Source organism: Saccharothrix syringae, assembly GCF_009498035.1.
GTDB lineage: Bacteria > Actinomycetota > Actinomycetes > Mycobacteriales > Pseudonocardiaceae > Actinosynnema > Actinosynnema syringae.
In genome coordinates, this window is sequence record NZ_CP034550.1 from 1382355 (window position 1) to 1403129 (window position 20775).

The following is a 20775-nucleotide window of genomic DNA, read 5'->3' on the forward strand; positions in this document are numbered from 1 at the left end:
AGGGTCACGCTTATGGTTTGCTTAGACCCGCTTGAGCACAATGGGCCCATGCGGGTTCTGGTCGTCGAGGACGAAGTGCTGCTCGCCGAGGCCATCGCCGAGGGGCTGCGGCAGCAGGCCATGGCCGTCGACGTCTGCTTCGACGGCGCCGCCGCGCAGGAGAAGGTGGGGGTCAACCGCTACGACGTGGTGGTGCTCGACCGCGACCTGCCGCTCGTGCACGGCGACGACGTGTGCCGGGGCATCGTGTCCACCGGCGGCACCACGCGGGTGATCATGTTGACCGCCGCCCGGAACGTGATGGACCGGGTGCACGGCCTCGGCCTGGGCGCCGACGACTACCTGACCAAGCCGTTCGCGCTGGCGGAGCTGGTGGCCAGGGTGCACGCGCTGGGCCGCCGGGTGCAGCCCGCCCTGCCGCCCGTCCTGCGGTGGGGCGACATCGAGATGAACGTGCCCAGGCACCAGGTCCTGCGCGAGGACCGGTTCGTCTACCTCTCGCGCAAGGAGTTCGCCGTGCTGGAGGTGCTCATGCGGGCGGGCGGGGCCGTCGTTAGCGCCGAGGAGCTACTGGAGCAGGCATGGGACGAGCACATCGACCCGTTCACCAACGCGGTGCGGGTGACGATGATGACGCTGCGCAAGAAGCTCGGCGACCCGCCGGTGATCAGGACCGTCCCGGGGGTGGGGTACCAGCTGGTCGAGTGAGCGGCCGGCGGCTCTCGGTCCGGACCAGGCTGTCGGTGCTCATCGGCGCGCTGCTGCTGGTCAGCGGCGCGCTCCTGCTGGGCGTCAACTACCTGCTGGTCAGCGGCGCCCTCCCGGTCCCGCCGGACCAGGCGCCGACCTCGGTCGCGCCCCCGCCCGGCGGCGAGGAGCGGCTGGTGCCGGACCGGGAGGGCGACTCCGGGACGCGGGTCCACGAGGTCGACATCCAGGGGTACCGGTCCGACATGCTCCGGACGCTGCTGATCCAGTCGGGCGTCACGCTGGCCGGTTCGGCGGTGGTGGCGCTGCTCCTGGGGCGGCTCGCGGCCTCCGGGATGCTGCGGCCGGTGCACCACGTGGTGGCGATGGCGCGCAGGCTCAGCGCCGACGAGCTGGACCAGCGCATCCGCATGCAGGGACCGAAGGACGAGCTGACCGAGCTGGCCGACACCTTCGACGGGATGCTGGACCGGCTGGCCAGGTCGTTCGACAGCCAGCGGCGCTTCGTCGCGAACGCCTCGCACGAGCTGCGCACCCCGCTGGCCACGCAGCGCACCATGGTCGAGGTGGCCATGACGCGGCTGGGCAAGGACCGGGCCGCGCGCGAGCTGTGCGAGAAGCTGCTCGTGGTCAACGCGCGCAGCGAGGCGCTGATCGAGGGGCTGCTGGTGCTCGCCAACAGCGACCGGGGCCTGGAGCGCACCCAGCCGGTGCGGCTGGACCGGATCGTCGTCCAGGTCGTCGACGCCCACCGCCCGGCCCTGGAGCAGGCGGGGGTCCGGCTGCACGCGGCCTCGGCGCCGCGGACCGTGCCGGGCGACCCGGTGCTGCTGGAGCGGCTGGTGACCAACCTGGTGGGCAACGCGATCAAGTACAACGACGGCGGCGCGGTCTGGGTCCGGGTGGGGGCCGAGCCCGCGCTGGAGGTGGCCAACACCGGGCCGCCGGTGCCCGCCGACCGGGTGCCGAGCCTGTTCGAGCCGTTCGTGCGGCTGCGGTCCGAGCGGGTGGGCGCGGACCGCGGCGTGGGGCTGGGCCTGTCGATCGTCGCCTCGGTCGTCCGCGCGCACGGCGGCGCGGTCCGGGCTGAACCCCGGGACGGGGGCGGGTTGACCGTCGGGGTGTCGCTGCCGTGAGCGCAGGGCGGCGCTGTCGGACCCTCCCCGGGCCGGTCGGTCGCGTCGACCTCCACCTCGTTCCCGGCACGGCAGCGGCGACCGGCGGGGGACGCCGGTCGCCGAGGGGAGAAGGGGAGGGGCCCGGCGTCGTTGCCAGGCCCCTCCCCGGACCGCGGGGTGGTCAGCCGACCCGGCAGGTCAGGCTGGGCCAGCTCCAGTTGCCGTTGTGCTGGATGGTGAAGCCGAAGGTGTTGCCGCTGCCGTTGGGGCGGGCGGTCATCACGTTGCCGCTGGAGTCCCAGGTCGGGCTGGTGTTCCAGGTGGCGATGATCCGCTGCGGCGAGCTGACGGTGACCGTCACGATCCAGCTGTTGGTGCCGGAGACGGTGACCTGGCCGTTGAACCGGTCGCTCCACTTCTCACCCTCGGCGTAGGTCGCGGTGCAGCCGCCGCCGGGGTTGGACGAGGTGGTCGTCGGGCCGGTCGTCGTCGACGTCGGCGTGGTCGTGCCCGAGCCGCTGTTCAGCGCGGACAGCACGGAGTTGTAGGCGGCCTTCTTGTTGCCGGAGCCGTCGAACAGCAGCGGGGTGCCCGAGGCGCGCCAGGAGTCGCTGTCGCGGATGCCCCAGACGGTGATGCCGGTGCAGCGGGAGACGGCCAGGCACGCCTGGACCACGCCCTGGTACTGCTGGGCCTGGGTGGAGCCGGAGCCCTCGATGTCCAGCTCGGTGATCTGGACGTCCACGCCGAGGTCGGCGAAGTTCTGCAGGGTGGTGTGGTAGTTCGACGGCACCGGGTTGCCGCTGTTGAAGTGCGCCTGGAACCCGACGCAGTCGATCGGCACGCCACGGGACTTGAAGTCCTGCACCATCCGGTACACGCCCTGGGTCTTGGCGTGCGACCAGTTGTCGGTGTTGTAGTCGTTGTAGCAGAGCTTCGCGTTCGGGTCGGCCGCCCGCGCGGCCCGGAACGCCGCCTCGATCCAGTCGTTGCCCGTGCGCTGGAGGTTCGAGTCGCGCCGCGCACCGCTGCTGCCGTCGGCGTACGCCTCGTTGACCACGTCCCAGGCGTAGATCTTGCCCTTGTAGTAGGTGGCGACCTGGGTGATGTGGTTGAGCATGGCGTTGCGCAGCGCGGTGCCGGACATGTTCTGCATCCAGCCCGGCTGTTGCGAGTGCCAGGCCAGGGCGTGGCCGCGGACCCGCATGCCCTGGTTGCGGGCGTGGTTGACGATCCGGTCGCCGTTGCTGAACGAGAACTGGTTCTGGTTCGGCTCGGTGGCGTCCATCTTCATCTCGTTCTCGGCCGTGACCATGTTGAACTCGCGGTTCAGGATGCCCACGTAGGTCGAGTCCGAGAGCTTGTTCGCGGCCACGGCCGTACCGAAGTAGCGACCCCGCTCGGTCGCCGAGGCGGCGAGGGTGGTCCCGGCACTGGCGGGCGAGGCCACGAGCACCGCGGCGCCCGTCGCGGCCGCCACCAGCGTCGACACGAGTGCGACTCGCGAGACTGACTTCGCTGTCAGCTTCATGTTTTGGCACTTCCTGGGGGGAGCACCTGCGGCTTCGGCAGGTGGGTGAGTGGTCCCTGAAACTTTCAGCAGTATTAACCGAAACTAGTCGGCCCCTCAAGTACTTGTTTCGAGCGTTGGTCTCCCGGGGCAGCGACGCTCCGGGGTGTGAACCCGTGGATGCATCGCAGAAGAATCGGTTAACCTTGATCCACTGTTGGAGGCAAAACCGCAGCTAGGCAAGGCTTGTGGGGTCCACTTGATCCATTCCGGACCCTGGCGCCCAGCCGTCCTTCGGTGGAAGAAGTTATCGAAAGTATTCGAAACTATATTCGCAAGTTTCTGTGTCCGAAGACGGTTCGGTTGGCACGCTGTTGAGGCAGGTGCCCCATCCCGTCCATAGCCCGATCGGCCTATTTGAAAGTCTTTCGAACCCGACGGCCTCGCCGGCCGCCGGTCGCAGCGGTTTAGGAACGATCGTTCTTGACTGGTCGTTCCTAAACGCTCTACGGTGGGCGCATGGGCCGACCCAGGGGATTCGACGAAGCCGAGGTGGTGCGAGCGGCGGCGGCGCTGTTCGCGAGCCGGGCGTACGACGGCGTGTCCGTCGACGACCTGGTCACCCACCTGGGTGTGCACCGCAACAGCCTCTACAAGACCTTCGGCAGCAAGCGCGGCCTGTACCTGGCGGCACTGCGCTGGTACCTGGAGCACGAGGTCCACCCCCTGGCCGAGTCGCTGGGACGCGCCGGCGACTTCGCCGGGGCCGCGCGCCTGGTGTCGTCGGAGGCCGGGACGGACCTGGACTTCCTGCTGCTGGCGGCGGTCGAACGCGCACCGGTGGACCCCGAGGTCGCCACCGAGGTGACCAGGGCCCTGGACGTCATCGACGAGGCGCTGGGCGCCGTCGCGGCCACCCCGCCACCCACCGCCGCCCTGCTCGGCCTGCGCCTGCGCGCCAAGGCCGAGCAGGGCGCCACCCCTTCCCGCTGAGGAGCACGACATGGCAAAGGTCCACATCGACGGCGACGACCTGGTCGTGGTGATCGAAGGGCTGGACAAGCTCTGGGCGCTCAAGAGCACCCTGACCATCCCGCTGGCCAACGTCCGGGGCGCCACCGCCGACCCGGGCATCGCCAAGGAGCCCAAGGGCATCCGCGCCCCCGGCACGCACATGCCCGGCGTGATCACCGCGGGCACCTTCCACCTGAACGGCGACCGGGTGTTCTGGGACGTGCGCGACCCGGCCAAGGCCGTCGTGATCGAACTGGCCGACGAGCGCTACGCCCGCCTGGTGCTCCAGGTCGACGACCCCAGGGCCACGGTCGAACTGGTCGAAGGCGTCACGCGCCGCCCCTGATCCCCCCGCGAAAGGCACCCCACGTGTTCCAGCGCAGAACAGCGCTCACCCTGGCCCTGACGACCGCCCTCCTGGTCACGACCCCCGCCGGCGCGACCCCCGCGTCGATCCCGGCCACCGACCACGAGGTCGTGTTCACCGTCGAGGGCACGAAGACCTACGGCACCCTCCACGTCCCGGCCCACCGCAGGGGCCAACGGCTCCCCGCCGCGCTCCTGCTGCCCGGCAGCGGCCCCACCGACCGCGACGGCGACCAGCCACCGGCGATCACCCCGCACACCCTGTCCCACCTGGCCGCCGCCCTGGACGGACAGGGCGTCGCCACCCTCCGCTTCGACAAGTACGGCAGCGGCCGGACAGGACTGGGCGCCTACGAGGGCCACCCCGAGGACGTCGACCACCCGGCCTTCGTCCGCCAGGCCGCGGCCGCCTACGACCTGCTGCGCGCCCACCCCGCCACCGACCCGCGCGCCCTGCTCGTCGTGGGCCACAGCGAAGGAGCGCTCACCGGCCTCCTGCTGGCCGACAAGGTCCACCCCCGCCCGGCCGGCCTGGCGCTGCTGCAACCGCAGGCGATCCGCCTGCTGGACCTGATCGCACTGCAACTGCACGCCCAACTGGCCGCGGCGGCGCAGGCCGGCCGGCTCACCCCGGAGCAGCAGCGGGCCAACGACCAGGCCGTGGACCGCGCCGTCGGCGCCCTGCGCGCGAACCAACCGCTCGACCCGACCGACCTGCTGCCCACCCTGGCCCAGTTCTTCCAGTCGCTCTTCGACGGCCCCAGCCGCCGCTTCGTCCTGAGCAACGACCGGGTGGACCCGCCGACCGCTGCCAGCCACCTCCGCCCGGGCACCCGGGTCCTGCTGACCTGCGGCACCAACGACCCCCAGGTCCCCTGCGCCACCACCGACGCCCTCGCGGGGGCCCTGCGCCGAGCCCGCACCACCGGCCCGGGCCGCACGGTGCTGCCCGGCGTGGACCACAACCTGCGCGGCACCGACCCGGACACCCTGGCCCCCGCCGCCCTGACCGCCCTGCGCGCCTTCACCGACGGCCTGCGCTGAAAACACGATCGGGCGGTGGGCGCTCACAGCCACGAGCTGTGAGCGCCCACCGCCCGATCGTCGACGTCGAGCGCCCCCGGCAGGATTCGAACCTGCGACCTCGGGATTAGAAGTCCCTCGCTCTCTCCACTGAGCTACGGAGGCTCAGGGGCCGTTGACCACGCGCTGTAGCACCGTAGCCGGCCCCACCGGACACATCGTCCGGAAGACTCGTCGCGTTTCCGTTCCGCGCGGGAAGACCGATCAGAACGGCCTAAAAGTGATGTGTATCACTCTGGAGCGGCCGTCGAGTCGCGCAGGACCAGGGAGACGGGCAGTCTTGTCGGCTCTCCCGGTCTGCCGCCGTCCAGCAGGCGCAGGGCCAGCTCGCCCGCGCGCCGCCCCTTCTCGGTCAGCGGTTGACGCACGGTAGTCAACGGCGGGTCCGCGTGCTCCGCGGCCGGCACGTCGTCGAACCCGATCACCGACACGTCGGCGGGTACCCGCAGGCCGAGGTCGCGTACCGCCTGCAGCGCGCCGAACGCCAGTTCGTCCGACGCGCACAGCAGCGCCGTCGGCCGGGGGGAGGCGGACAGCAGCTCGCGCGCACCGGCCCGGCCCAGCTCGCGGCTGCTCCGCGCGCACTCCCAGACCGGCTGCGCCCCGACCACCGCCAGGTACCCGCGCAGCCGGTCCCGGGTGACCCGGAACGGCGCGCTCTCCAGCCGCTCGGCCGACACGGGGCCGCTGTGCCCGTCGGGGTGCAGCGCGAACGTGACCACGCCGAACCGGCGGTGCCCCAGCTCCCGCAGCGCGGTCGCGGCCATCCGCGCACCGCCGAGGTCGTCCACCTCGACCCGCGCCGTGTCCGGTAACACCGGCTGGTCGATCACCACCATCGGCAGGCCGCGCGCCCGTGCCGCCGCCAGGGCCGGCGCGTCGTCGGGCAGCGAGTAGGCCACCACGACGTCCGCCTGCGCCCGCGCCACCGTCTCCGGTCGCGGCCCGCCCCGGTCGCGGCCCGGCATCAGCACCAGGCAGTGGTCGTGCCCGTCCACGGTCGACGCGAGCCCGTCGAGCACGACCGACAGCGCCGGGTCGGAGAACGACGTGGACAGCTGCTGCCCGAGCATGAACCCGACCGCCGCGCTGTGCCTGGTCGCCAGGCTGCGCGCGACCGGGTCCGGCCCGGTGTAGCCCATCTCGGCGGCCGTGGCGAGGATGCGCTCGCGCAACGCGGCGGAGAGCTGGTCCGGCCGGTTGTACGCGTTGGAGACCGTCGCGCGCGACACGCCGACGGCGCTGGCGACCGTGTCGAGCGTCGGTTTCCGGGGGCGGTCCACGTGGGGAGCGTAACGAGGTATTCCGTTGGACGTTCTGAAGCGCTTCAGTCACACTCGTACCCATGCCGACGCCACGCCTCGCCGTCTTCGCGGTGTTCCTGTTCAACGGGGCGCTGTTCCTGTCCTGGGCCGCCCGGATGCCCGCGCTGGCCGCCCAGGTCGGCGCCACCGAGGCGACGCTCGGCCTGGCGCTGCTCGGCGCCAGCCTCGGCCTCGCGCTCACCGCGCCGTTCGCGGCCCGGGCCTGCGCGCGGGTCGGCGCCCGCAGCCTGGTGCTGGCCGGCTCGGCGATCACGGTCGTGGGCGTGCCCGCGCTGACCCTCGCCACGTCACCGCTGCAGCTGGGCCTGACCCTGTTCGTGCTGGGCTCGTGCGGCGCGATGCTGGACGTCGGCATGAACGTCGCCGCGGTGGCCGTCACCCGCGCGCTGGACCGCCCGCTGATGCCGCAGTTCCACTCGGGCTTCAGCGTCGGCGGCCTGATCGGCTCGCTCGGCGCGGCGGCCGCCGCGGGCGCCGGCTGGGACCTGACCCGCCACCTGCTCACCGCCGCCGTCGTCGGCGCGCTCGCCATCGTCTGGGTCATCCGGGCCGTGCCGGGCGCCACGGGCGACACCGCCGACGCCCCGGCGGGCGACCGCCCGGTGCTCAAGCGGCCGCTGCTGTGGCTGCTGGCGCTGATCACGCTGTGCTCGGCGATCGCCGAGGGCGCGACGGCCGACTGGTCCGCGCTGTTCTTCGTCGACCAGCGCGGGGTGGGGGAGAGCGCCGCGGCCGCCGCCTACGTCGGGTTCTCCATCGCGATGGCCGTCGCCCGCCTGTTCGGCGAGCCGGTGCAGCGCCGGCTGGGCCCGTACCGCCTGCTCGCGTCGGGCGCGGTGGTGGCCGCGGCGGGCCTGGCGCTGGTCGTGCTGGTGCCGCTGCCGGCCACCGGCTACGTCGGGTTCGGCCTCGTCGGCCTGGGCCTGGCGTTCGCCTTCCCGGTGATCATGGACCTGGCGGGCGACGCGGGCCGCCGCGACGACGGCACCGGCGGCGAGCGCGAGATCGGCATGGTGACGACGGTCGCCTACACCGGCTTCCTGGTCGGCCCGCCGCTGGTCGGCGGCATCGCGCACGCCAGCAACCTGTCGGTGTCGCTGGGCTTCGTGGCGGTGGTGATCGCCATGATGGTGCCGGCGGTGTGGCTGGCCCGGCGCTCCCGGGCCCGCGAGGTCACGCGGCGGGCAGTCGGTTCAGCGCGGCTTTGAGCAGCGGCCGCATCACCGCGAGCATCTGCTCCTCGGCACCGCCGGGCTGGGCCATCGCGACCAGGACGCTGCGGTTGGTGTTCACCGCCAGCGTCGCCGTGCACGCCGTCTCGGTGCCGCCGGGCTCGCAGTACACCCAGGTCGAGTGCCCCTCCACGACCAGCTCGTGCCCCTTGCTCTGCCGGGACCGCACCTGCTCGTACTTCTGGTAGAGCGCGGCGACGACGGTGCGGCCCGCGGTCGAGCCGTCGTCGAGCAGGTACTGGCAGGACTCCTGGATCACGTCGTCCTTGCGCGCGGGTTCCTTCTTCAGCGGCCCGATCGACTTGAGGTCGTCCGCGGTCAGCAGCCCGCACGGCTCCACGCCGACCACCGTGCGCGGGCGCGCGATCTGCGGCCCGCCGGGGGCGGACGTCGTGGTGGGCGGTGCCACCGGGGCGTCGGGGACCGCCGTGCCGTTGATGGTGTAGCTGCACCCGGCGGTCAGGAGCAGGGCGAGGGCCACCAGGGGGGCCGTGCGGGAACCGGTCACACCCGGCAACGGTAGCGGGTGTGATCTGCGCACGTCCGGCGGTTGGTGGCGGTGGACCGGCGGCGCCTACCCTCGTGCCGTGACCACTGAAGCGCCCACCCGAACCCAGCGCACCGGTCTGATCCCCCTGCTGGTGGTCGGCACGGCGATAGCCGCCCTGGTGGCGGCGGGCCTGCTGGCCCTCACCACCGGCGGCGCGTCGGGCCTGATCGTGGTGCGCGTGGTGACCGAGGCGAGCGCGGTGGTGACCATCGGCTCCCTGCTGCTGGCGGCGTTCCTGGTGCCGCCGCAGGACAGCGGCACGCTGGCCGCCGACGGCTACGCGGCGGTGCGCACGGCGGCGTGGACGGCCCTGGTGTGGCTGGTCGGCGCGGTCCTGGCGGTGCCGTTCACGGTGGCGGACGCGCTGGGCCAGCCGGTGGGCGCCTTCCTCGACCCCGAGGTGCTGCTGCGGACCGCGGGCCTGGTGGAGCAGTCCAAGGCGTGGGTGATCACGGCGGTGGTCGTGGCGCTGATCGCGCTGGGCTGCCGGCTGGTGCTGTCCTGGGGCTGGACCACCGTGCTGTTCTTCGCGTCCCTGTTCGCGCTGGTGCCGGTCGCGGTGACCGGGCACTCCTCGGGCGGCGGCTCGCACGACGTGGCCACGAACAGCCTGCTCTACCACCTGGTCGGCGCGGCGCTGTGGGTCGGCGGCCTGATCGCGCTGCTCGCGCACGGCCGCCGCAGTGGCGCCCACCTGGCCCTGGCGACCTCGCGGTTCTCCCGGCTCGCCCTGGTCTGCTGGATCGTGATGGCGGTCTCCGGCGTGGTCAACGCGTGGGTGCGGCTGCCCGTGGACCAGCTTTTCACCAGCGATTACGGCCTGCTGGTGCTGGGCAAGACCGCCGCCCTGGTCGCGCTGGGCGTGATCGGCTACTTCCAGCGCGAGCGGGGCGTGAAGCAGGTCGTGGCCACGGGGTCCGGGCGCGCGCTGCTGCGGCTCGCGGGCGTCGAGGTCCTGCTGATGTTCCTGACCTTCGGCCTGGCCGCCGCGCTGAGCCGCACGCCGCCGCCCGCCGAGGGCCGCACCCTGCCCAGCCGGGTCGAGCTGCGCATCGGCTACGACCTGTTCGGCGCGCCCACCCTGCCCCGGCTGCTGTTCGACTGGCGGTTCGACCTGGTCTTCGGGACCCTCGCGATCACCCTGGCCGTGCTCTACCTGCTGGGCGTGCGGCGGCTGCGCAAGCGCGGCGACGCGTGGCCGGTCGGGCGCGCGGTCGCGTGGGTCGCGGGCTGCCTGACCGTGCTGTTCGCCACGTCGTCGGGCCTGGGCCGGTACGCGCCGGCCATGTTCAGCATCCACATGGAAGCGCACATGCTGCTGTCCATGCTGGCGCCGATCCTGCTGGTGCTGGGCGGGCCGGTGACGCTGGCGCTGCGCGCCCTGCCCGCCGCCGGCAAGGGCACCCCGCCGGGGCCGCGCGAGTGGCTGCTGGCGTTCGTCCACTCGCCGGTGGCGAAGGTGCTGACCAACCCGTTCGTGGCGCTGGCGCTGTTCGTGGGCTCGTTCTACGGCCTGTACTTCTCGGGCCTGTTCGACCGGGCGCTGGACTACCACTGGGCGCACCTGGCGATGAACGCGCACTTCATCCTGGTCGGCTACGTCTTCTACTGGCCGGTGATCGGCATCGACCCGTCCCCGAACCGCCTGCCGCCGCTGGGCAGGCTGGGGCTGCTGTTCGCCTCGATCCCGTTCCACGCGTTCTTCGGCATCGTGCTGATGAGCTCCCAGACGGTGATCGGCGAGGAGTTCTACCGCTGGCTCGGCCTGCCGTGGGCGACCGACCTGCTGGAGGACCAGCGGCTGGGCGGCGGCATCGCGTGGGCGGCGGGCGAGCTGCCGCTGATCGTGGTGATGGTGGCGCTGCTGGTGCAGTGGGCCAGGTCGGACGACCGCGAGGCCCGCCGGGCGGACCGGCGGGCGGACGCGGACGGCGACGCGGACCTCGCCGCGTACAACGCCATGCTGCGCAAGATGTCCGGCAAGGACTAGGCCGGCACCGGGCGCCGGAAGCCCCGCACCGCGAGCACCCAGCCCACGGCGGCCAGCGCGCCGCTGGTGACCAGCGCGCCGACCACGCCGGTGACGGGGTGGCCGAGCGCCATGGCGCGCGCCGCGTCGACCGCGTGGGTCAGCGGGTTGACGTCGGCGACCGCCTGGAGCCAGCCCGGCAGGCCGCTGACCGGCACGTAGGCGCTGGAGGCGAACATCAGCGGGAACATCGCCAGGAAGCCGACGGTCTGCATCAGCTCGGCGTTGCGCAGCCACGTGGCGATGGCCAGGAACACCCAGCCCAGGCCCCAGGAGACGGCCAGGGCCAGCGCCAGCGAACCGGCCACGCCGAGCAGGCCGCCCGCGGGGGAGAAGCCGAAGATCGTCACGGCGAACACCAGCATCAGCAGCAGCTGCGCGGACGTGCGGACCAGGTCGGACAGGCTGCGGGCGACGAGCACCGCGCCCAGCCGGATGGGCAGCGAGCGGAACCGGGCCAGCACGCCGTTCTTCATGTCGGTGACGAGGCCGACCCCGGCCTGCAGCGAGGACTGCATGGCCGTGTTGACCAGGATCGCGGGCATCAGGAAGTCGATGTAGGCCACCCCGCTGGGAAAGCCGGGCGTGTCGGCGATGCTGGCGAAGATCTGGCTGAACAGGGTCAGCATGATCAGCGGTTGGAGGACGCTGAACACGATCATGCGCGGGTCGTTGACCAGGGTGCGCAGCGACCGGCGGGTCAGCACGAGCACCTGGGTGCCGAAGTCGGTGCCGCGCCAGCGGGTCGGCGGCGCGGCGGTCGGGGTCGTCATGTCGGGGCTCCCGTTCAGGCCGCGTGCTGGTGGGCGAGGGCGAGGTAGACGTCGTCGAGGGTCGGTTCGCCCAGGGCCAGCTCGGTGGCCTCCAGGCCGACCTCGTCCAGGGCGCGGACCACGGTGGCGAGCTGGCGGGACGACGTGACGGGCGCGGTGAGCGCGTGCCCGGCGGCGACGGGTTGCAGGCCCGCCCGCTCCAGCGCCTCGGTGGCCTTGGGCACGTCGGTGACCTCGGCCAGGGTGACGGTGACCGTGCGCCTGCCGACCTGGGCCTTCAGCTCGGCGCTGGTGCCCGAGGCGACGACCCGGCCCCGCGAGAGCACGGTGATGGAGTCGGCCAGGCGGTCGGCCTCGTCCAGGTACTGGGTGGTCAGCAGGACCGCGGTGCCGTCGGTGACCAGGCGTTCCACGATCTCCCACAGGCCAAGCCGGCTGGCCGGGTCCAGGCCGGTGGTCGGCTCGTCGAGGAAGATCACCTCGGGGTGGCCGACCAGGCTCGCGGCCAGGTCCAGGCGCCGGCGCATGCCACCGGAGTAGGTGCGCGACGGCCGCTTCGCCGCGTCGGCCAGGCCGAACAGCTCCAGCAGCTCGGAGCCGCGCTCCCGGGCCTGGCGCGGGCTCGCGCCGAGCAGCCGGGCGATCAGCACCAGGTTGTCCAGGCCGGACAGCTGCTCGTCCACGGCGGCGAACTGGCCGGTCAGGCCGATGCGGCTGCGCACCTGGTGCGCCTCGCGGACCACGTCGAACCCGGCCACCCTGGCGTGCCCCGAGTCCGGCGGCAGCAGCGTGGTGAGCACGTTGACCAGGGTCGTCTTGCCCGCGCCGTTGTGGCCGAGCAGGCCCAGCACGGTGCCCCTGGGCACGGCGACGCCCACCCCGTCGAGCGCCTTCTGCGCGCCGAACGCCTTGCCGACGTCCGTCGCCTCGATCATCAGGTCGTTCACTGGTCTCCCCTCAGCAGCACGCCGTGCAGGTACACCTCGACGAGCTGGTCGATGTCGGCCGTGGCGTCGCCGAACCCCTTGCCCTGCATGCGGTTGGTGAACACGAGCCCGAGCAGCAGCCGGGCGGCCAAGGACGGGTCGACCCGCAGGCGGTCCGCCGGGCCGAACAGCGAGGCGATGCGCTCGGCGAGCAGTTGCATCTCCACCGGCGGGCCCTTGTGCTCGCGCTCCTCGTCGCGCGGGTCGAAGCCGGTCTCGCGCAGGACGCCGACCAGCGTCCACATCCGGTCCAGGTAGCCGGTGACGGCGCCGACGGCCCAGGAGAGCCGGTCGGCGAGCTTCTCGGCCCGGCGGGCCTGCTCGATCAGCTCCAGCTCCGCGTCGGCCGCGAGGAGGGTCCGCACGCAGGTGCGGATCAGCTCCTGCTTGTCCTTGAACGCCCGGAAGACCGTGCCCTCCGCGATGCCGGCCGCCTTGGCGATCTGGCTGGTGGTCACGTTGGCGCCGTGGGTGAACAGCAGCGGGATGGTGGCCTGGACGATCGCCTCGCGGCGGTCCTCGGGGCTCATCGCCGGTGCTCGCCTGCGGCGCCGGGTGGTCTCCTCGGGCATGGGACCAGGTTATGAGTGAGTCCTCACTCATGTCAACGAGTGAGTGCTCACTCATTGCGATTATGCATGCCTCGGAAGTTGTCCACAGGTCGCGGTTCCGCGCTTCCCGACCCGGCCGACGGCGGGCAACCTGGTCCTGGGCGATCAACGCGAGGAGGCGGTCGTGGCTTACAACGAGACGCGGGTCACCGTGTGCGGCAACGTGGCCAGCAAGGTCACGCACCACAAGGTCGGCACGGGGTTCAGCAAGGTGAACTTCCGGTTGTTCACCACCGAGCGGCGGTGGGACCCGGAGCAGCGGACCTGGGGTGACGGTGCCCAGATGTTCCTGTCGGTCAACTGCTGGCGGGCGCTCGCCGACAACGCGCACGCCTCGCTGAACCGCGGTGATCCCGTGGTGGTGACCGGGCGGATGATGATCAAGGAGTTGCGGGAGGAGGGGCACACCAGGCAGTTGGTCGAGATCGAGGCGAGCGCCATCGGGCCGAACCTCGCCCTGTGCACCGCCACGCCGTCGCGCACGCGGGCGGCACCGGAGGTCGCGTCGGCCGACGTGGCCGGTGTGGCCGGTGCGGCCGGTGAGGGCAAGGGGCTGTTCGAGCTCGTCGGGGCTTCGGGGCAGGCGGGGGCTCGGAGGTCCGCGGGGGCTTCCGAGGTCGCGGAGCCTCGGTCGCCTGTGAGGGCTTCGGGGAGCGCGGAAGTCCGGCTGTCCCCAGGGGCGCCGGAGGGCGCGGAAGTCCTGGCTGCCGCAAAAGCCCCCGGAGCCGAGGAGGCCCCAGCGCTCGCGAAGGTCCTGGAAACCGCGGGGGTCGCGGAAGCCTCTGTGCCCGAGGAACCGCGCGTGTCCGAGGAACCTCGCGTGTCCGAGGAGTTTCGGGCATCCGGGGAGTCCCGGGCGTCCGGGGAGTCCGCGGGCCCGGTCGCCGACCCGCTTCCCGCTCCCGCCGCCCCCACCCGCACGGCGACCAGGCGCAAGGCCGCCACCCGGACCCCCGCGCCCGCCGCTCCCGCGCCCGCCGCTTCGGGCTCTGCTGTACCGGGTTCTGCTGTCCCGGACTCCATCGCCCCAGCGCCCGTCCCGGCGTCGGTCCCCGCGCCCGCCCCTGCCGCCGAGACCGACTCCGTCCCCGGGCCTGCCGCCCCCGTGCCCGCCGCCCCCGTAGTCGCGCCACCCGTCCCCGAGATCGTGGCCCCCCGCAAGGAGGGCGAATCGGTGCTGGTGCGGTCGGGTGAAGGGGAGCGGCCGAGGGAGGTGGCCGAAGTGCCGTTCTGAAGCAATCGGGCTACAAGCCCTTCCCGAACGGGTATGACAGCGGAGAATGCGGCGGGCAGTCGTCGCCGTTGCGAGCGTGGAGGAGGGAGGTCGTGGGTCGGCGCCGTGGGCGGGACCCGCGCAGGCATCGGGGGCTTGACAGCACGACGAGTTCGCGCATCGGATCGGATCCGCTGGTCGCAGCGCCGCGCCAGGGTGGTCGCCGGACCGGGTGACAGGTGTGGGTGACCCACGTTCGCGTTAACTCTTCGTTGTCGTCACGTCCGTTGCCGGCGTCCGAGGTTCAGGCCCGATCGGCACCGCTCTACGATCGCGGGCATGGCCGAGTTCATCTACACCATGAAGAAGGTGCGCAAGGCGCACGGGGACAAGGTCATCCTCGATGACGTAACGATCATGTTCCTCCCGGGCGCGAAGATCGGTGTCGTGGGCCCGAACGGCGCCGGCAAGTCGAGCGTGCTGAAGATCATGGCCGGCCTGGACACCCCGGGCAACGGTGAGGCGTACCTCTCACCGGGTTACACGGTGGGCATCCTCCAGCAGGAGCCGCCGCTCAACGAGGAGAAGACCGTCCTCGGCAACGTGCAGGAGGGCCTCGGCGAGATCAAGGTGAAGCTCGACCGCTTCAACGAGATCGCCGAGAAGATGGCCGTCGACTACTCCGACGAGCTGATGGAGGAGATGGGGCAGCTCCAGGAGGAGCTGGACCACGCGAACGCGTGGGACCTCGACTCCCAGCTGGAGCAGGCGATGGACGCCCTGCGCTGCCCCCCGCCCGATGCCGAGGTCAAGAACCTGTCCGGTGGCGAGCGCCGCCGGGTGGCGCTGTGCAAGCTGCTGCTGAGCAAGCCCGACCTGCTGCTGCTCGACGAGCCCACCAACCACCTGGACGCCGAGAGCGTGCTGTGGCTGGAGCAGCACCTCTCCCAGTACCAGGGCGCCGTCCTGGCGGTCACCCACGACCGGTACTTCCTGGACAACCTCGCCGAGTGGATCCTGGAGCTCGACCGCGGCCGGGCCCACCCGTACGAGGGCAACTACTCCACCTACCTGGAGAAGAAGGCCGAGCGCCTGGCCGTCCAGGGCAAGAAGGACCAGAAGCTGCAGAAGCGGCTGAAGGACGAGCTGGAGTGGGTCCGGTCGGGCGCCAAGGCCCGCCAGGCCAAGTCCAAGGCCCGCCTCGGCCGCTACGAGGAGATGGCCGCGGAGGCGGAGAAGACCCGCAAGCTCGACTTCGAGGAGATCCAGATCCCGCCGGGCCCGCGACTGGGCAACGTCGTGGTCGAGGTGGAGAACCTCAAGAAGGGCTTCGGCGACCGGGTGCTGATCGACGGCCTGTCGTTCAGCCTGCCGCGCAACGGCATCGTCGGCGTGATCGGCCCGAACGGCGTGGGCAAGACCACGCTGTTCAAGACCATCGTCGGGCTGGAGCAGCCGGACGCGGGCGAGGTGAAGATCGGCGAGACGGTCAAGCTCTCGTACGTCGACCAGAACCGCGCGGGCATCGACCCGAAGAAGAACGTCTGGGAGGTCGTCTCCGACGGCCTGGACTACATCCACGTCGGCAGCGTCGAGATGCCGTCGCGGGCGTACGTCAGCGCGTTCGGCTTCAAGGGCCCGGACCAGCAGAAGCCGGCGGGCGTGCTCTCCGGTGGCGAGCGCAACCGGCTCAACCTGGCGCTGACGCTCAAGCAGGGCGGCAACCTGATCCTGCTGGACGAGCCGACGAACGACCTGGACGTCGAGACCCTGGGCTCGCTGGAGAACGCGCTGGAGCAGTTCCCCGGCTGCGCCGTGGTCATCTCGCACGACCGGTGGTTCCTCGACCGCGTCGCCACGCACATCCTGGCGTGGGAGGGCACGGACGAGGAGCCGGCGCGCTGGTACTGGTTCGAGGGCAACTTCGAGGGCTACGAGAAGAACAAGGTCGAGCGCCTGGGCGCGGACGCGGCGCGTCCCCACCGGGTGACCTACCGCAAGCTGACCCGCGACTGAGAGCCGAGTACCGACATCGTGGCGGCGAGGGGCGAGGCGCAGGCGGACGTCGAGGTGAGCACGCTGGTCGTGCCCGCCTGGCGGCTGCGTTGGCGGGCACCGGAGCTGGCGCTGGTGCTGGGCGAGCGCGCGGTCGCGCTCGCCTCCGCCCGCCGTGACGAGGTCGACCGGTTGCGCGCGGAGGCCCTGGTGGTCTTCGCGAGCAACCGCATGGGGCGGGGCGTCCGGACCGCGGACCGGGCGCTCGACGCGCTCAAGGCGGCCGAGGCCGAGGGCGAGCGGGAGACCGCCTGGCGCCTCCGCGTCGAACTGGCCGACAGCGCCAGGTCGGTGGGTGCGCCGCTGACGGGCTTCGCGGCCGTCCGCCCGGTCCTGGAGGCGGACGACGTGCCGCCGGGCCTGCGCGCCTCGGCCCTCGTGCAGGCCAGCGAGTGCCTGGTCTCGGTGGGCCGGGGCACGGCCCTCACCCGGGCCCTGGACGAGGCCGACCACCTCTACCAGGCCGACCCGCTGCTCGACCACGACATCACGATCCTGCACCGCGGCCTGCTCCGGGCCGCGGTCGCGGGCCAGCACCGCCGCTGGGGCGACCTCGCCGCGGCGATCACCGCCTGCCGCGAGGGCCTGGCCCTGCTCGACGATCTGGAGGACGCCGAGTCGGACAACGGCCAGGTCCGCGGCCGGCTCACCGTGGAGCTGGTCTGCGCCCTGCTGGACTCCAACAAGGAGGGCGAGGCGTCGCAGGCGGGCACCCCCCTCCTGGAACGCCCGGTCCGCGCACCCGCCGCGGCCACCACCGGGTGGCTGCGCCTGGCCCTCGCCACCAGGGTCCACCTGCCCGCGGGTCGCGTCGACCAGGCCCGCGACCTGCTGCGCGACGCGGCGGACAACGCCGAGCGCCACCAGCTCGACACCCTCCAGACCGAGAGCCTGCTGGCGCTGGCCCACGTCCACGAGGTGTCCGGCGACCTCACCGAGGCCCTGCTGAACCTGCGCACCGCGCACGCGGCCGAGCGCAGGCGCGCCAGGGCCGTCTACGCGGTGCGCGCCAGGCTCGCCGCCGAGTTCTCCGGCGTCCACCGCCAGCCCGCCGGCAGCCTGCACGACCAACTGGCCGCCCTGCTCAGCGCGGGTGACCCGACCTTCCCGCCCGCCGCCGACCCCGGCCTGGCACCCGACGTCAAGCAGCAGCTGCGCCAGTGGCGACCGGTGCAGGTCCACCGCAACGAGGGCCTGCGCGTCAAGCGCTCCCGCCGCGCGGCCGAGGACATGACGGTCGAGGGCATCTCGGCGGCCAGGGCCCACGCCGCCGACCGCTGGCGGTTGGTGCACCCCTTCGGTGAGCAGGGAGGACAGGGCGGCCACGACGAACAGCGCAGCCTGGGCGAGCGGCCCGCCCCGACCGAGCAGCCGAGCCAGGGTGGGCAGCCGAGCCAGGGTGGGCAGCCGAGCCAGGGTGGGCAGCCGAGCCAGGGTGGGCAGCCCGCCCTGACCGAGCAGCCCGCCCTGACCGAGCAGCGTGGTCTGACCGAGCAGCGTGGCTTGACCGAACAGCGCGACCAGGGCGGGCAGCACAACCAAGGTGGGCAGCCCGGCAAGGATGGGCAGTCCAACCCGGGGGAGCAGGCCAGCCCGGGTGAGCAGGCAGCGGACACCCCGAAGCCCACCGGTCGCCGTCGAGCCCCGGAGCCGGACTCGTTGTCGCTGCCTCTGTCACGGCCCCTGCCGCAGCCCCTGTCCCAACCCCTGTCTCAGCCCTTGCCGCAGCCGTGGTTGGCGGCTCAGCCGCGTCCGGAGGTGTCGGAGCCGCCGCCGGTCGCCCAGGGACGCCCGGAACACGCCAGAACCAGCGAAGCGAAACCAACCGCCCTCTCCCGTCCCCCCACCCCTCCAGGCGGCTTGGACCTCCACTCCGGTACCGCCCCCACCCCCTCGCTCGGCGTCGTCCCCACCGGCCCCGTTCCCTCCCCGGCCCCGGCGACCACGCCGCCCCCCGCGCAGGCCCCCGCACACACCGCTGCGCCGCCTTCTGCGCCACCTGCCGTCACGCCACCTGCCGCGCCGCCGGGCTTCGCGTCGCCCCCTGTGGCGCCCCCGAGCCCAGTGCGAGGGCCTGCGCAGGGACCGACTCCGGACAACCCGATCTCGGGGAACCCGTCGGCACCTCCCGCGCCGACCAGCGGGCCCACCGACTTCGACCTGCCGCCGGCCCTGGGAGGTGCGGCCCCGACCGCCTTCGGGACCCCGACTACCCCGGCCGTGCCGGGGAGAGCCGGTGCCCACGACAGCCCTGCCGGCGCAGACCCGGCCGAAACCGCGATCACCGGGGCCGCGATCACCGAGGCCGCAACTGCCGAGACCGCGACCGCCGAAACCGCCTCCGGTTCAACCGCCAAGGCGAGCGGGGAGCGCACCGTCCCCGCCGCTGGGTTGATCGCGGCTGCCGGAGCGGTGCGCAGCGGGCGGCGACGGGCGGCCAGGGAGGCGGCTGAGGAGGAAGCCGAGAGGTCACCCGGTGAGCCGGCGGGCGAGTCCAGCGTGCTGGACAGCCTGAAGGCCGCCGGGTTGCTCCACTCCCCGCGAGCCGGAGGACGGCGGCGGGCTCCGGAGGCTGAGGAGCCCGTCCCGGACGCGCCGGTCGTTCCGGTGCCGGAAGCCCCTGGCGGGTCGACTGACGAGCCGGTGATCACTGTCGAGCCGAAGGCCGTCGAGCCGAAGGCCGTCGAGCCGGAAGCCGTCCAGGCGGAAGTCGTCGAAACGGAAGTCGCCGTTGATCAGGTGCAGTGGCGCGTTGAAGCACCTGCGCGGTTCCGAACCGACGAACCGGTTGACACGGCGGTTGACATGCCGGTTGACATGCCGGTTGACATGTTCGACTCGCCCACCATGGTTCAACCCGTCGTTCGGGATGATGTCCCGCCTGTTGGGCTCGGCGCGGCATTTGTGAAGGGGCCCCTGATCCCCACCGCGCGGACGCCCGAACCACCCGATTTCACCTCGGTCGCGCCTCTGTTCCCGATCGAGGACGTGGACGGCGGGACGCGGCCCGCCGAGGTCGAGTCCGACAACCCCGACAACGAGCCCGCCACCGAGACCAGTACCGAGATCGGCGCCCGGACCGAGATCATGCCGTTGATCAAGGTGGAGCCGGAGGACGTGCCCCGGCGCCCCGTGTTCGACGAGCCGAGGCCCGCGCCCGAACCCGCGCCCGAACCTCCGCCCGCGTACGAACCCGCTTCCGCGTACGAACCCGCTTCCGCGTACGAACCCGCTTCCGCGTACGAGCCTGCCTCGGGGTACGAATCTGCCTCCGGGTACGAGCCCGCGCCGGAACCCGCGCCGGTTCTCGAACCCGAACCTCGCCCCGAAGCTGTTTCGGAGCCCATCGCAGAGCCCATCGCGGAGCCCGCTCCGGAGCCCACCCCTGCGCCCCCGGCGTCCTCGACCCCGGTGCCCACCACCCCGGAACCCGACCCGGCTCCGCCGACGCCGAGCAACCCGGTCCCTTCCAGCGGCCTCACCGGCCCGTCCGGCCTCACCGGCTCCACGAGCTTCCTCGGCGCCGCCGACGTCGAGGACGACGCCCCTGAGCAGCCGTTCGTCCGGGCCGTCGTGGTCGGGGGCAGGACCATCGACCTCCCGGCGGTCGTCGAACCCGCCTCGCCCACCGAGCCGCCGAGCACCACCCGCGCCTCGCGTCGCCCGAAGAGCGACCTCAGCCTCGCCGAACTGCTCGCCGAAGCCCTGGTCGCCTACGAGGACGCCCGCCGGCAGGACGAGGCGTCCTACCGGTCGGACCACGACGCCCCGGCCGACCACCTCGACCAGGCCGCCTACGCCGACCGGCCCGCCCGCACGGACCAGGCCGCCCACACCGACCAAGCCGCCCACACCGACCAGGCCGCCCACACCGACCGGCCCGCCCCGCCCCAGGACGACCAGCCGACCCGAACCCCACAGGTCGCGCAGGTCGCCCCGGGCGACGACGACACCGTGCCGATCACCCCCGTGGCACCGACCGCCCCGGACAACGAGACCACCGCGCCCATCCGGCGCGTGGACCCGCCCCGCTTCGACACCTGGACGCTTCCCGAATCTTGAAATGATTTGAGGTTCTAATAAGGTTTCCCGCGGGTAACAAAGCGGGAAATACATCCGTGCCGTGGTGAATTCGCCACTTTGCGTCAAGTGGTTCGATTCAGTTGACGGGTTGAGCCGAACGGGTTCGCGCGCATGTGATT

The 20775-nt window shown here is 72.6% G+C and carries 16 protein-coding genes and 1 tRNA gene; 10 read left to right on the plus strand and 7 right to left on the minus strand.

The genetic code is table 11. From position 1 onward, the window contains the following. Positions 1-48 precede the first annotated feature (48 nt). Together EKG83_RS06510 and EKG83_RS06515 are read left to right on the plus strand one after the other, a co-directional pair. On the plus strand, positions 49-708 hold the full coding sequence (locus tag EKG83_RS06510) for a response regulator transcription factor (RefSeq protein WP_033427682.1): 660 nt from the start codon (positions 49-51) through the stop codon (positions 706-708). Continuing rightward, positions 705-1844 (plus strand): sensor histidine kinase, encoded by a 1140-nt coding sequence (locus EKG83_RS06515; protein WP_033427681.1) that lies wholly within the window; start codon positions 705-707, stop codon positions 1842-1844. Before EKG83_RS06510 ends, EKG83_RS06515 begins: the two co-directional genes overlap by 4 nt. A gap of 163 nt (positions 1845-2007) precedes the next feature. Here the strand turns inward: EKG83_RS06515 and EKG83_RS06520 are convergent, their stop codons facing one another. Beyond that, on the minus strand, positions 2008-3357 hold the full coding sequence (locus EKG83_RS06520; protein WP_153277915.1) for an endo-1,4-beta-xylanase: 1350 nt from the start codon (positions 3355-3357) through the stop codon (positions 2008-2010). Positions 3358-3855: 498 nt separating this feature from the next. On the opposite strand from EKG83_RS06520, the gene EKG83_RS06525 reads away from it, so the two are divergent. Genes EKG83_RS06525 through EKG83_RS06535 form a run of 3 tightly spaced genes read left to right on the plus strand, consistent with a single transcriptional unit; the run spans position 3856 to position 5760 of the window. Continuing rightward, positions 3856-4329 carry a TetR/AcrR family transcriptional regulator gene (locus EKG83_RS06525; protein ID WP_033427679.1) on the plus strand — a complete coding sequence of 158 codons (474 nt, stop codon included), beginning with the start codon at positions 3856-3858 and terminating at the stop codon, positions 4327-4329. A gap of 10 nt (positions 4330-4339) precedes the next feature. Further along, entirely contained in the window at positions 4340-4696 is a 357-nt protein-coding gene (locus EKG83_RS06530) for a hypothetical protein (RefSeq protein WP_033427678.1), read from the plus strand. A gap of 23 nt (positions 4697-4719) precedes the next feature. Further along, a complete protein-coding gene (locus EKG83_RS06535; protein WP_033427677.1) occupies positions 4720-5760 on the plus strand; it encodes an alpha/beta hydrolase family protein in 1041 nt (346 codons plus the stop codon). Between the two features lie 71 nt (positions 5761-5831). On the opposite strand, the gene EKG83_RS06540 is transcribed toward EKG83_RS06535, so the two are convergent. Together EKG83_RS06540 and EKG83_RS06545 are read right to left on the minus strand one after the other, a co-directional pair. After that, positions 5832-5904: transfer RNA gene (locus EKG83_RS06540), tRNA-Arg, on the minus strand. 125 nt (positions 5905-6029) lie between these two features. After that, positions 6030-7082: a LacI family DNA-binding transcriptional regulator gene (locus EKG83_RS06545; RefSeq protein ID WP_033427676.1), complete on the minus strand. Its 1053-nt coding sequence runs from the start codon at positions 7080-7082 to the stop codon at positions 6030-6032. A gap of 62 nt (positions 7083-7144) precedes the next feature. Between EKG83_RS06545 and EKG83_RS06550 the strand changes: the two genes are divergently transcribed. Next, positions 7145-8332, plus strand: coding sequence for an MFS transporter (locus EKG83_RS06550; protein ID WP_033427675.1), 1188 nt, complete (start codon positions 7145-7147; stop codon positions 8330-8332). Here EKG83_RS06550 and EKG83_RS06555 read toward each other — a convergent pair. After that, on the minus strand, positions 8298-8864 hold the full coding sequence (locus EKG83_RS06555; RefSeq protein WP_033427674.1) for a DUF3558 domain-containing protein: 567 nt from the start codon (positions 8862-8864) through the stop codon (positions 8298-8300). The two genes, EKG83_RS06550 and EKG83_RS06555, sit on opposite strands and share 35 nt — an antisense overlap. A gap of 79 nt (positions 8865-8943) precedes the next feature. On the opposite strand from EKG83_RS06555, the gene EKG83_RS06560 reads away from it, so the two are divergent. After that, positions 8944-10896, plus strand: coding sequence for a cytochrome c oxidase assembly protein (locus EKG83_RS06560; protein ID WP_033427673.1), 1953 nt, complete (start codon positions 8944-8946; stop codon positions 10894-10896). Here the strand turns inward: EKG83_RS06560 and EKG83_RS06565 are convergent. The 3 genes from EKG83_RS06565 to EKG83_RS06575 are packed head-to-tail and all read right to left on the minus strand — an operon-like array spanning position 10893 to position 13266. Further along, the gene (locus EKG83_RS06565) at positions 10893-11708 is read right to left on the minus strand and encodes an ABC transporter permease (RefSeq protein ID WP_033427672.1); all 816 of its coding nucleotides are present in this window, start codon (positions 11706-11708) and stop codon (positions 10893-10895) included. The genes EKG83_RS06560 and EKG83_RS06565 overlap by 4 nt on opposite strands. A 14-nt stretch (positions 11709-11722) precedes the next feature. Continuing rightward, a complete protein-coding gene (locus EKG83_RS06570) occupies positions 11723-12655 on the minus strand; it encodes a daunorubicin resistance protein DrrA family ABC transporter ATP-binding protein (RefSeq protein ID WP_033427671.1) in 933 nt (310 codons plus the stop codon). Further along, a complete protein-coding gene (locus tag EKG83_RS06575; RefSeq protein WP_051764408.1) occupies positions 12652-13266 on the minus strand; it encodes a TetR/AcrR family transcriptional regulator in 615 nt (204 codons plus the stop codon). The genes EKG83_RS06570 and EKG83_RS06575 overlap by 4 nt, the downstream gene beginning before the upstream one ends. Before the next feature lie 43 nt (positions 13267-13309). On the opposite strand from EKG83_RS06575, the gene EKG83_RS06580 reads away from it, so the two are divergent. The 3 genes from EKG83_RS06580 to EKG83_RS48895 all read left to right on the plus strand — a co-directional run bounded on the left by EKG83_RS06580 (position 13310) and on the right by EKG83_RS48895 (position 20635). Next, a complete protein-coding gene (locus tag EKG83_RS06580; protein ID WP_084715925.1) occupies positions 13310-14539 on the plus strand; it encodes a single-stranded DNA-binding protein in 1230 nt (409 codons plus the stop codon). Positions 14540-14857: 318 nt separating this feature from the next. Beyond that, complete coding sequence (gene ettA / locus EKG83_RS06585; protein WP_033427669.1) at positions 14858-16534, plus strand: energy-dependent translational throttle protein EttA; 1677 nt, start codon at positions 14858-14860, stop codon at positions 16532-16534. 18 nt (positions 16535-16552) lie between these two features. Beyond that, positions 16553-20635, plus strand: coding sequence for a hypothetical protein (locus tag EKG83_RS48895; RefSeq protein ID WP_051764404.1), 4083 nt, complete (start codon positions 16553-16555; stop codon positions 20633-20635). Positions 20636-20775 lie beyond the last annotated feature (140 nt).

Bases quoted from the DNA above. Each gene is read 5' to 3' on its own strand.
- EKG83_RS06510 (WP_033427682.1), top strand. From the start codon at position 49: ATGCGGGTTCTGGTCGTCGAGGACGAAGTGCTGCTCGCCGAGGCCATC.
- EKG83_RS06525 (WP_033427679.1), top strand. From the start codon at position 3,856: ATGGGCCGACCCAGGGGATTCGACGAAGCCGAGGTGGTGCGAGCGGCG.
- EKG83_RS06550 (WP_033427675.1), top strand. From the start codon at position 7,145: ATGCCGACGCCACGCCTCGCCGTCTTCGCGGTGTTCCTGTTCAACGGG.
- EKG83_RS06520 (WP_153277915.1), bottom strand. From the start codon at position 3,357: ATGAAGCTGACAGCGAAGTCAGTCTCGCGAGTCGCACTCGTGTCGACG.
- EKG83_RS06565 (WP_033427672.1), bottom strand. From the start codon at position 11,708: ATGACGACCCCGACCGCCGCGCCGCCGACCCGCTGGCGCGGCACCGAC.
- EKG83_RS06530 (WP_033427678.1), top strand. From the start codon at position 4,340: ATGGCAAAGGTCCACATCGACGGCGACGACCTGGTCGTGGTGATCGAA.
- ettA (WP_033427669.1), top strand. From the start codon at position 14,858: ATGGCCGAGTTCATCTACACCATGAAGAAGGTGCGCAAGGCGCACGGG.
- EKG83_RS06575 (WP_051764408.1), bottom strand. From the start codon at position 13,266: ATGCCCGAGGAGACCACCCGGCGCCGCAGGCGAGCACCGGCGATGAGC.